The sequence below is a fragment of the Polynucleobacter hallstattensis genome (assembly GCF_018881835.1).
Classification (GTDB): domain Bacteria; phylum Pseudomonadota; class Gammaproteobacteria; order Burkholderiales; family Burkholderiaceae; genus Polynucleobacter; species Polynucleobacter hallstattensis.
Map to the genome: position 1 here is coordinate 579,495 of NZ_JACVPO010000001.1, position 9,931 is coordinate 589,425.

Sequence of the window (9,931 nt, forward strand, 5' to 3'; positions counted from 1 at the left end):
AGCATGTTGCAATTTGCTAAAAAATATTTTTCATTGCTGGCATCAGTATTGGTAGTGATGCTATCGATGGCCGGCATGAGCTCTTCAGCCTTAGCTCAAATGAATATTCAGATCACTGGCGTAGGGCAGTCTCTCTATCCCATTGCCGTGATGCATTTTAAGGATGAGGGCAAGCTGCCAAGCAGTGTGACTGACATCATTCGCCAAGACTTAGCACGCAGCGGCTATTTTAAGAATACCGAGAATGGTAATGCTAGCGAAAGTGATGAGGGCACACCAAACTACAAATCTTGGTCAGCTCGCGGTGCAGATGCTTTAGTAGTTGGTTCTGTAGTGCAGACTAGCGCAGGTCAATTTGAAATTCGCTATAAGCTTTTTGATATTCGTAAATCTGAAAGCCTTGGAGGCTTGAATATCAATTCCAGCGCAGACAATTTACGTGCAGCAGCTCACAAAATTGCTGATGACATCATCCTCAAACTATTGGGCGAGCGCGGTATTTTTTCAACCCGCCTCTCCTACGTCATTAAAGAAGGTAAACGCTATCGCTTAGTCATTTCCGATGCGGATGGTCAAAATATTCGTAATGCCATGAATAGTGGTGAACCAATCATCTCGCCATCATGGTCACCCGATGGCAAGAAAGTAGCTTACGTTTCTTTTGAAGATCGCAAGCCGGTGATTTATGTTCACGAGCTTGCAACTGGTCGCCGCATCCCCCTTTCCAACCAAAAGGGCAATAACAGTGCTCCAGCCTGGTCACCGGACGGCAAGAAACTAGCGATCTCCCTTTCAAAAGACGGTAATACCCAGATCTACAGTATCAATGCTGATGGAACAGGCTTGCAACGCCTTACCCGCGGCTACACCATTGATACTGAACCGCAATATTCAGCAGATGGTCGCTACATTTACTTCACGAGCGACCGTGGCGGTAATCCCCAGATTTATCGCATGAGTGCTGAGGGCGAACAGGTTGAAGGTGCAAAGCGGGTCACCTTCAAGCAAGGTTTTGTGACTTCACCACGCATTTCACCGGACGGCAAGTATTTAGCTTATATCGCCAACATTGGCGGTGCTTTCCGCCTGTATATCCTCAACTTAGCAACAGGTGACGCCCAAGCGCTCACCGATGGCACTAGCGATGAGTCCCCATCATTTGCAGCTAACGGTCGTTATGTCCTATATTCCATGAAGGTCGGAGGTAAACGGGTCTTGGCTGCGGTATCGGTAGATGGAAACTCTAAGCAGGTACTGAGCATTCCAGGGTCTGATGTTCGTCAGCCATCTTGGGGACCCTTTATGGATTAAGGCTGACCCACTAAACGTGGGTCATAAGAAAATTGTTCAATTTTCTTGGCTTTAATCAGCTTGATATCTGGATGCATGGGATTAATCAACACATTGTTTGCCTGCGGAATAACTACTGAAGGCACGAACAACAAAGCACTTGCATTCGATTGCAGCCATTTCTGCCCCTTCTCAATACTGGCAGTGCCCGCTGGCAATGCATCCCAACCAGCACCAGCCGTTTTAGGATTTAGCCTCTTGGCTAAATTCCATACTCTCGTTGGGATATCAATGCGCACCAGATAGCGGGTCAGAGGAAGCCCTTGGGCATTGATATGCACCAGAGTTTCTAGACAAGCAAGTGCAATGGACTCCGAAGTATATAAAACAGGTGTCCCTTTTTTATTCCATCTACCACCAGATTTTTTTGCACCTTCCCCACTAAGATCATCTGCCTTAAATAGGGGTGCATCTAGGGCAATTCTCCAAACTTCCTGCACACTCATGCGTATGCTCCAGTTTGAATTTTGGCAAGGAGATCAGAAATCATTTCTTGACCAGAAATTGTATCTAGGTAGGCTGACGGCTTCTCACCACCTAATGCTGGGGAGGGTTTTTCAAGCCAACTTGCTATCCACTTAGCAGCATCGAAACCATCTGGGTTCCCTGACTCAGCAATGATTGACTCTATTTGCCCCACTAGCTTAGCCATACCGATCAAACGCTCACCTTGCTCAATCGGTAGCATTTGGTTAGCCACAGACTTCTTGTCAATGGTCGACTTCGGCAAATTCAAGAACTTAAATAAGGTTTCTTTTGTAATTCCCATCGAGTCAGAAATGACGTTGATATATCTAGCGGGAATTCCATCTCGAATCAACTTAATGCGATCCATGGGCTCCACTCGATAAATAGCGGCAAAAGATAAATTCTGCTGGGTAATTTCCAGCGGAGATTTACGAAGTACTCTCGTCGCAGCTTTTTTTTGAATTACGCTGGGCATATTAAAATCCTCATATGAGGTTTTATTTTAACTCATTTGAGCAATAATGAAAGTATCTACAGCGGATTTAGAATGCTATCCAGCGCAATTTTGATTCAAGTACAGCAATCTTAGGGGCATAATATTGGCTATTAGCTTATTTAGTTACTCAGTTTGTAGGAAAAAGGACAGATCATGAACATTTCTATCGCACGCCGCGCCGCAACCCTCACCCTTGTTAGCGTAACAGCCTTATTTTTGGCAGCTTGTTCGAGTGTCAAATTGGATGATGTTGATGGCGCCAATGGTGGTGGTAGTGGCAACTTTGGCTCACAGCCATGGAATGATCCAAGCAGCCCACTCTTTCAGCGTAGCGTGTACTTTGATTTGAATGAGTACACCGTTCAAACTAAATACCAAAAACAATTGTCTGCTCATGCTAGCTTCTTAAAAGCGAACCCAAAGCAGAAGATCATTATTCAAGGCAATACCGATGAGCGTGGTACTGCAGAGTACAACTTGGCTTTAGGTCAACGTCGTTCAGATGCTGTTCGTAAGTCACTCAACTTAATGGGTGTTTCTGAGAATCAAATGGAAGCAGTAAGTTTTGGTAAAGAGAAACCAAAGGCTGAAGGTGATAACGAAGCAGCTTGGGCAGAAAATCGCCGTGCTGACATTGTTTACATTACAAACTAATGCCTAGCCTTACATACCTTTTTAAACAAACGCTCTCACGAGCGTTTTGTTTAAGTGCGGCCGCTTTTTGCTTAAGCGCCTCTGGTAATGCATGGGCCCTCTTTGCCGATGATGACGCACGCAAAGCCATCTTAGATTTACGTAAATCATTTGCTACTGCGCAGATGGATTTGCAAAATCAGATTGAGAAACTCAAAGCTGACAATGCGGAACTGCGAGGTAAAATCGAAAATCTTGAAAAGCAAGGTGACGACATCAACACAAGTCAGAAGACTTACTATCAAGATCTTGATACACGCATAGGTAATTTTGAGCCTCGTACAGAAACTATTGAAGGTATTAGTGGCACCGTTCAACCCGGCGAGAAAAAAGTCTACGATGATGCTTTAAAAGCATTCCAGGCAGGCAGTCTCAAGAAGGCAGATGAGGGCTTCTCAGCCTTTGCGAATCGCTTCCCTAAGAGTCCATACGTACCGCTGGCACTCTTTTGGAGTGGTAATAGCAAATATGCAAACAAGGATTACACCGGTGCGATTGCTCAACTACAAAACCTCATTAAGCGCTACCCAACCCATCCCCGCATTCCAGCGGCTATGTTGACTCTGGGTAATGCACAATTGGAGAGTGGCAACAAAGCTGCTGCCAAGAAAACCTTTGGTGGGATCATCAGCAAGTACCCAGATACTGAAGCAGCCAAAGATGCGCAGCAACTCATTGCTGCCACGAAATAATTCAGTAACTTAGACTTCAATACTGTTCCATGTCTAAGTTATCTGCTGCTTTTGAAAAAATTGCGCCTCGCAAACCCAATGCACCGGCAGTGATTTTGTTTTCAGGCGGCTTAGATTCGAGCACCATTCTGGCTCTGGCAAAAGATCTTGGTTACGAGCCCTATGTTTTATCAGTTGGTTACGGCCAACGCCACTCCTCTGAGCTAGCTGCCGCAAAACATATCGCCAAGAAAATGGGTGTCGTACGTCATGAGGTAGTCAATTTAGATCTCACGCGCTTTGGTGGCTCAGCCCTAACTGACTCATCTATCGATGTCCCGATTACCCCAGGCAAAGATCTAGAAATCCCCGTTACCTATGTTCCCGCTCGTAATACGATCTTGCTATCACTCGCTTTAGGCTGGGCTGAGTCATTGGGAGGATTAGATATTTTTTATGGTGCCAATGCCGTTGATTACTCAGGCTATCCCGACTGCCGCCCAGAATACGTTGCCTCATTTGAGACTATGGCGAACTTAGCTACCAAGGCTGGTGTAGAGGCCATCAATAATGAGAATCGCTTTCGGGTTCATGCCCCCATCATCAGCATGAGCAAAGCAGAAATCATTCAACTGGGCACCACTTTAAGCGTCGACTACTCTCAAACCGTTTCTTGCTACCAAGCAAATGATTTGGGTGAAGCTTGTGCAGAATGTGAATCTTGCCGCCTACGACAGATAGGCTTTAAGCAAGCCAACTTGAGCGATCCAACACGCTACCAAAAGAAGTAGAGCTGAGAAAGCGACCTAGCTCACTGAGCTTGTGTTTCCATCATGCGCGCAACATATCGCGCAATTAAATCCACCTCTAGATTCACTGCATCACCTTGCTTGAGATTGCCCAAGGTCGTGTTTTCAAGTGTATGAGGAATGATGTTGATATCTACCATGCAAGCATCCTTGCTGTCTTCTGTTTTATTTACAGTGAGCGAAACACCATTAACAACAATCGATCCCTTGTAAGCCAAGAATGGCGCCAACGATTTGGGAGCCGCAATTTGTAGCAGCCAAGAACCATAAGCGTCGTCAGCAACAGTTGCAAAATGCACTACCTCACCAATACCATCCACATGCCCACTCACCAAATGCCCACCTAAGCGATCATTAAGACGTAATGCTTTTTCTAGATTCACTGGCCCTGCTTTATCCAAACCAATCGTCTTGTTCAAAGACTCGCGTGAGATGTCTAAGGCAAAAGTAGTGTCAGTCAATTCAGTGGCAGTCATACATGCTCCCTGAATCGCAATGCTGTCACCTAATGCAACATCATCGAGATACCCGGAAGGTACTTCAACCACCAAGTGCAGGCCATCACCTTTGGCTTGAGCGCTTTTGATTTGGCCAACTGCCGTAATAATTCCAGTAAACATAGTGAGATCTTAGATGGGGTTTTGTAATTTTTTGAGGAAGTTATTTCTTGTTATTTCTTACTTGCTATTTCTTTCTTAGACGTAAGCGAAGATCAGAGCCAAATAGGCTTTGATCAATGATTTGCCAATCTTGACGCTGATCTAAGGCGGTCAGCGGAGAGATGTTAGCCATACCAATACCATCGCCCATAAAGAAGGGTGCGTAGTAGAGTAATAACTCGTCAACACAATCTTCTCTCAACAAGGATCCGTTTAACTTAAATCCAGCCTCGACATGGATTTCATTCATGTGGCGCTCTTTTGCTAAATACGAAAAGAGTTTTGGTAAATCTACTTTGCCATTGGAGTTAGCCATGGCAATCACTTCAACACCGAGAGCCTCGAATGATTTTGCTTTATCTTGACTCTCCTGAGAATCTAATGAAGCGCAAACTAAGATGGCGCCTGATTCATCTAAGTTACTCAACACCTTAGCGTTCAGCGGTGTCTCGAGTTTGGAGTCCACAATGATTCTCCAAGGCTGGCGCTCAGTCTTGACATTTCTGACATTGAGACTTGGATCATCTTCTTTAACGGTGCCCACACCAGTCAAAATAGCGCAAGCTTGAGCGCGCCAATGATGTCCATTTGCTCTGGCCAAAGGACCGGTAATCCATTGGCTTTGGCCGTTTGGTAAAGCGGTCTTGCCGTCTAAGCTGGCAGCAAGCTTCATGCGAACCCAAGGCAAACCTCGAGTCATTCTGGAAATAAACCCCCAGTTTAATGCTTGGGCCTCAGATTCCAATAAGCCGCAACGCACGTCAATGCCCGCAGCCCTTAATCGCTCAAGGCCTTTGCCGCCAACCAAAGGGTTGGGATCAGACATCGCCACAATCACCAGAGCTGGTTTAGCTGCAATTAAGGCATCGACGCAAGGCGGCGTTCTACCAGTGTGACTGCAGGGCTCTAAGGTGACATAGATCGTTGATCCAGTAGCGTCAAAACCGTTGGCCTTTACATCAGCCAAGGCCTGAACTTCCGCGTGGTGTCCACCCACTCTTTGGGTGTGTCCACGCCCAATCACTATCCCGTCTTTCACGATGATGCATCCGACCCGTGGGTTGGGGTTAGATAAGTAAAGGGCGTTTTGAGCCTGAGCAAATGCCTGGCCCATCAATTGGTGGTCAACTTCGGTGTACATGGGTCTATTAAAACCGATTGTGGGCAGAGGCAGCAAATTTAGCCACCCTACTTGCAGGCTTTGGAGTCCTTACTAGGATCACAAATTCGCCAGCGACCCCCGCTGCCCAGTATGAGCTGTCGCTCAAGCCCAAAATCTCGGTCGTGGCCCAATATCAAGCGATTAGCCACAAACCCCCCTTGGGCTGTTTTGGCAGCACCGGCAGGATTAAACAAAATACCCCTCTTGGCTGTATGAGGGTCAATAAACTGCTTACCTCCGCCCTTGAAATACACCCGCGCAAGATCTCCTTGAGAAATCCAGTGTCGCTCTGAACAATCTGCTTTTGCTTGGCGATCATTGCAAACGCTTTTAACTACCCAGCCCTCCTCCCAAAGACCCCCATTTAATGGAGTAATGCGGACAGGTGCGCCAATTAGAAATGCTTGAGCTCTTGCAAATTGAGCATGCGCAATAAAACGCCTGGCAATAATGTCGATTTCTCGAGCGGCCATTTGCTCGTGCAAAAAGGGTAAGGTTGATATCGCAATAATGGCGATGATGAGCAAAACAGCCATCAACTCTAACAAGCTATAACCTTGATCTTGCTTATTCAAATTTCTGTCGCCAGTTTAATCGAGTAGCAATGCGCGTTTGATCATCTAAAAAAATGAGGATCTCCAAGCTTGGTTTTGATTTGCTAGATATCAACCAAAGATTTTTTCCAGCAGACTGTATAGAACAAGTAGAGCTATCTAAGGCATCAAGATTAGAGATGTGTCGCTCACACTCACTTAAAGATTGTTCTGCAGCAATAAATTCTTTTTGAGACTCAGCATAAGTATTGATACTCATAACTTCAAGTGCAGCTAAGCGCTCTAACTGAATGACTAACATAGAGAGTAGTGTCAGCAGCGATAAGACCCAAGCAATAATCACAATAGACTCACAGCAGATTCATAACAGATTGCGAGTGGTAAATGTTCGCTCAAGCTTCTGGTGGATGGATACGCCATCAGTCACCTCCATCTTGACCATATAAGCCCTGCCAGCACTGGCTGGAAGCGCTTCAAGGGAGAGATGGTGAATACCACTCATTAAGGTTGTGTTGATGATTCGTCCTTGGCGATCAAGTGATTGACAGATTAATGAGCCACCGTTTACCTTCACGCCTTTAGGTGCAGATGCTTGCCGATCTACTAAAAATCCTTGCTGTGCTAAATTATTTTTAGTGCGTTCTTTTGACAAAGTGTTGCCTATGCAATCAAAGTCCACCCCTGGTGAAATCTCCTGTTTCACCATCAGCGAATCGGATCCTCGATATCCATTGCTTTTCTGAACCTGAAGGTAATCAATCGAAGCAGTATTTTTTCTTGTGGATGAAATTGCTGAATTGGCATTTTGATAACCCGCCATCCGTATAGCGCGCCCGATCAATTCCAAAGCACGATCTGCTTCTGCAGTAAGAGACTGTGATTTTTCATATTGAATTTGCTTAGCGATAAACTCACCGCTATTTTTGATGAGTGGTGCGACCAAGACTAGGGAGAGGGCGAGACCGACGAGACACTCCAATAGATTCATCCGCTAACTTTCGTGAGGTTGGGTTTAGCTTATTTACTTGTGCCGTAGCCAATATGGCGAACTCATGTTTATCCATCTCTTTTCTTAGCTCTACTCGCTTCTCCTGGAGTTGACCCAAGCGCAAAATCATCCCCTGGAAGATATTGCTCAAACCCATCCAACTGCTTGCTACCAGGCTCATTGCGACCAGAACCTCCAACAAGATGAACCCATTGGGCTTGGCATTTGATTGAGCCAGTGAGGATTTTTGCATTCGAGAGTGCATAGGCTATTTTCTCGAGCCTAGAGAGGCAAAAATAGGTCTTTCATGGGCGCTCACTGTCAGAAAGACTGGATATTGCTTCAATATCTGCCTCAGGATTACAAGCTAAAGCCCCAAACCCCCTCCTCAGCTTAAAATAGAGGGCTATGCAAAATAACCTCGCCTCCACAGAAGAAATCGTTGCCGAGCTTAAAGCCGGCAAGATGGTCATTCTGGTCGATGAAGAAGATCGCGAGAATGAAGGCGATTTAGTACTTGCCGCCGATCATGTCACTCCAGAGGCTGTCAATTTCATGGCCAAACATGGTCGTGGACTCATTTGCCTCACTTTGACACGCGAACGTTGCCAACAAATTAACCTACCTTTAATGGTCAGGGACAATGGCACCTCGATGGGCACTAACTTCACTGTTTCGATTGAAGCAGCTAGTGGTGTTACTACTGGCATCTCAGCAGCAGATCGCGCTCACACCATCAAGACAGCAGTTGCAGCAAACGCAAAGCCAAATGATCTAGTTCAGCCGGGCCACATTTTTCCTTTGATGGCACAACCCGGTGGCGTATTGATTCGTTCTGGCCACACAGAAGCAGGTTGTGATTTAGCCGCCATGGCAGGCTGTTCACCTACTGCAGTGATTTGCGAAATCATGAAAGATGATGGCAGCATGGCACGTTTGCCAGATTTACTCGAATTTGCCAAAGAACATCAGTTAAAAATCGGTAGTATTGCTGACCTGATTCAATACCGAAGCCAGCATGAGAGTATTGTGGTGCGCGAAGGCGAGCGCGAGTTCGACACTCCCTGGGGTAAGTTTCAAGGCATCGTCTATCGCGATAAGCCAAGCTCATGCATTCACTTAGCTTTAGTTCATGGCAAGCCTTCAGAGAATGTAGAAACTTTAGTACGTGTACATGAACCTCTTACGGCATTGGATTTCTTAGATGCGAATGTAAGCACCCATTCTTGGCCACTGGCGCAAGCACTTCAAAAACTAGCCTCATCACCGACTGGTGTTGCCGTTTTACTCAATGCATCTGGCATTGCAGCTCCCGGAGACGCCGATTGGCTGGTGCAGTTCCATAAACTTAATGGCACGCACTCAGCAAGTGTCGGGACTCCACCAGCACGCAAAACAGATTTCCGTACTTACGGTATTGGTGCACAAATCCTGAAGGACCTTGGTGTTGGCAAAATGCGTTTACTCGCCAATCCTAGTCCAGTACCTAGCCTTTCCGGATACAAGCTTGAAGTCACCGGCTACACCCCATTCGAATCAAAAAATAAGTAATGCTAGGAAATATGATAAAAACACCCAATGACGAATCTGCTGTAGGCGTACTCGCTACTGACCTTAATGGGCAAGACCTGCGTGTCGGTATTGTGCAAGCGCGCTTCAACGAAGAACATTGCACTGCCCTAACTACCGCTTGTATCGAAGAATTGATCAACCTCGGTGTGTCGCAATCGGATATCAAATTAGTCACCGTTCCGGGCGCCCTAGAGATTCCGTTCGCACTGCAAAAACTTGCTGAGACTGGTGAGTTTGATGGCTTGGTTGCCCTAGGCGCCATCATCCGTGGTGAGACTTATCACTTTGAACTTGTATCGAATGAGTCTGGTGCAGGCATTACCCGCGTTTGCCTTGAGTCTGGGTTACCAATCGCTAACGGGGTTCTCACCTGCGAGACGGATGAGCAAGCTCAGGTACGTGTTCAAGTAAAGGGCGCAGATTGTGCAAGAGCAGTTGTTGAAATGGCCAACCTGGCCCTAGCCCTCACTCCCGATATTGATTTTGAAATCAATCCTTCAGCAGCGTAA

Annotated in this window: 14 protein-coding genes; 6 read left to right on the forward strand and 8 right to left on the reverse strand. The window is 46.2% G+C overall.

From position 1 onward, the window contains the following. The first annotated feature begins 3 nt into the window (after positions 1-3). Positions 4-1,311 carry a Tol-Pal system beta propeller repeat protein TolB gene (tolB, locus tag ICN26_RS03035; RefSeq protein WP_439650714.1) on the forward strand — a complete coding sequence of 436 codons (1,308 nt, stop codon included), beginning with the start codon at positions 4-6 and terminating at the stop codon, positions 1,309-1,311. On the opposite strand, the gene ICN26_RS03040 is transcribed toward tolB, so the two are convergent. Both ICN26_RS03040 and ICN26_RS03045 read right to left on the reverse strand, forming a co-directional pair. Then, positions 1,308-1,796, reverse strand: coding sequence for an RES family NAD+ phosphorylase (locus ICN26_RS03040; RefSeq protein ID WP_216266797.1), 489 nt, complete (start codon positions 1,794-1,796; stop codon positions 1,308-1,310). The two genes, tolB and ICN26_RS03040, sit on opposite strands and share 4 nt — an antisense overlap. Beyond that, positions 1,793-2,293 (reverse strand): Xre family toxin-antitoxin system antitoxin, encoded by a 501-nt coding sequence (locus ICN26_RS03045; protein ID WP_216266799.1) that lies wholly within the window; start codon positions 2,291-2,293, stop codon positions 1,793-1,795. Before ICN26_RS03045 ends, ICN26_RS03040 begins: the two co-directional genes overlap by 4 nt. A 174-nt stretch (positions 2,294-2,467) precedes the next feature. Here ICN26_RS03045 and pal point away from each other — a divergent pair, with 174 nt between their 5' ends. From pal to queC, 3 genes are read left to right on the forward strand one after another with little or no spacing between them, the layout of a single operon-like run. After that, complete coding sequence (gene pal, locus ICN26_RS03050) at positions 2,468-2,968, forward strand: peptidoglycan-associated lipoprotein Pal (RefSeq protein ID WP_216266801.1); 501 nt, start codon at positions 2,468-2,470, stop codon at positions 2,966-2,968. Beyond that, positions 2,968-3,699 (forward strand): tol-pal system protein YbgF, encoded by a 732-nt coding sequence (gene ybgF, locus ICN26_RS03055; protein WP_216266803.1) that lies wholly within the window; start codon positions 2,968-2,970, stop codon positions 3,697-3,699. Before pal ends, ybgF begins: the two co-directional genes overlap by 1 nt. A gap of 29 nt (positions 3,700-3,728) precedes the next feature. Continuing rightward, positions 3,729-4,469, forward strand: a complete 741-nt coding sequence (queC, locus tag ICN26_RS03060; RefSeq protein WP_216266806.1) for a 7-cyano-7-deazaguanine synthase QueC — start codon at positions 3,729-3,731, stop codon at positions 4,467-4,469. Between the two features lie 20 nt (positions 4,470-4,489). On the opposite strand, the gene ICN26_RS03065 is transcribed toward queC, so the two are convergent. The 6 genes from ICN26_RS03065 to ICN26_RS03090 form a co-directional block, all read right to left on the reverse strand. Next, positions 4,490-5,107, reverse strand: coding sequence for a riboflavin synthase (locus ICN26_RS03065; RefSeq protein WP_216266808.1), 618 nt, complete (start codon positions 5,105-5,107; stop codon positions 4,490-4,492). 64 nt (positions 5,108-5,171) lie between these two features. Continuing rightward, entirely contained in the window at positions 5,172-6,287 is a 1,116-nt protein-coding gene (gene ribD, locus ICN26_RS03070) for a bifunctional diaminohydroxyphosphoribosylaminopyrimidine deaminase/5-amino-6-(5-phosphoribosylamino)uracil reductase RibD (protein ID WP_216266810.1), read from the reverse strand. Between the two features lie 47 nt (positions 6,288-6,334). Beyond that, positions 6,335-6,883: a GspH/FimT family pseudopilin gene (locus ICN26_RS03075; protein ID WP_255534350.1), complete on the reverse strand. Its 549-nt coding sequence runs from the start codon at positions 6,881-6,883 to the stop codon at positions 6,335-6,337. Beyond that, positions 6,876-7,205, reverse strand: coding sequence for a hypothetical protein (locus ICN26_RS03080; RefSeq protein ID WP_216266812.1), 330 nt, complete (start codon positions 7,203-7,205; stop codon positions 6,876-6,878). Before ICN26_RS03080 ends, ICN26_RS03075 begins: the two co-directional genes overlap by 8 nt. A gap of 18 nt (positions 7,206-7,223) precedes the next feature. Next, positions 7,224-7,850 carry a hypothetical protein gene (locus ICN26_RS03085; protein ID WP_216266814.1) on the reverse strand — a complete coding sequence of 209 codons (627 nt, stop codon included), beginning with the start codon at positions 7,848-7,850 and terminating at the stop codon, positions 7,224-7,226. Beyond that, positions 7,780-8,103, reverse strand: coding sequence for a hypothetical protein (locus ICN26_RS03090; RefSeq protein WP_216266816.1), 324 nt, complete (start codon positions 8,101-8,103; stop codon positions 7,780-7,782). Before ICN26_RS03090 ends, ICN26_RS03085 begins: the two co-directional genes overlap by 71 nt. A 155-nt stretch (positions 8,104-8,258) precedes the next feature. Here ICN26_RS03090 and ribBA point away from each other — a divergent pair, with 155 nt between their 5' ends. Both ribBA and ribH read left to right on the forward strand, forming a co-directional pair. Continuing rightward, on the forward strand, positions 8,259-9,401 hold the full coding sequence (ribBA, locus tag ICN26_RS03095; RefSeq protein ID WP_216266818.1) for a bifunctional 3,4-dihydroxy-2-butanone-4-phosphate synthase/GTP cyclohydrolase II: 1,143 nt from the start codon (positions 8,259-8,261) through the stop codon (positions 9,399-9,401). Between the two features lie 11 nt (positions 9,402-9,412). Next, entirely contained in the window at positions 9,413-9,931 is a 519-nt protein-coding gene (gene ribH, locus ICN26_RS03100; protein ID WP_216266820.1) for a 6,7-dimethyl-8-ribityllumazine synthase, read from the forward strand.

Coding starts and splice junctions, on each gene's coding strand:
- tolB (WP_439650714.1), top strand. CDS start 4: ATGTTGCAATTTGCTAAAAAATATTTTTCATTGCTGGCATCAGTATTG.
- ICN26_RS03040 (WP_216266797.1), bottom strand. CDS start 1,796: ATGAGTGTGCAGGAAGTTTGGAGAATTGCCCTAGATGCACCCCTATTT.
- ICN26_RS03045 (WP_216266799.1), bottom strand. CDS start 2,293: ATGCCCAGCGTAATTCAAAAAAAAGCTGCGACGAGAGTACTTCGTAAA.
- pal (WP_216266801.1), top strand. CDS start 2,468: ATGAACATTTCTATCGCACGCCGCGCCGCAACCCTCACCCTTGTTAGC.
- ybgF (WP_216266803.1), top strand. CDS start 2,968: ATGCCTAGCCTTACATACCTTTTTAAACAAACGCTCTCACGAGCGTTT.
- queC (WP_216266806.1), top strand. CDS start 3,729: ATGTCTAAGTTATCTGCTGCTTTTGAAAAAATTGCGCCTCGCAAACCC.
- ICN26_RS03065 (WP_216266808.1), bottom strand. CDS start 5,107: ATGTTTACTGGAATTATTACGGCAGTTGGCCAAATCAAAAGCGCTCAA.
- ribD (WP_216266810.1), bottom strand. CDS start 6,287: ATGTACACCGAAGTTGACCACCAATTGATGGGCCAGGCATTTGCTCAG.
- ICN26_RS03085 (WP_216266814.1), bottom strand. CDS start 7,850: ATGAATCTATTGGAGTGTCTCGTCGGTCTCGCCCTCTCCCTAGTCTTG.
- ICN26_RS03090 (WP_216266816.1), bottom strand. CDS start 8,103: ATGCAAAAATCCTCACTGGCTCAATCAAATGCCAAGCCCAATGGGTTC.
- ribBA (WP_216266818.1), top strand. CDS start 8,259: ATGCAAAATAACCTCGCCTCCACAGAAGAAATCGTTGCCGAGCTTAAA.
- ribH (WP_216266820.1), top strand. CDS start 9,413: ATGATAAAAACACCCAATGACGAATCTGCTGTAGGCGTACTCGCTACT.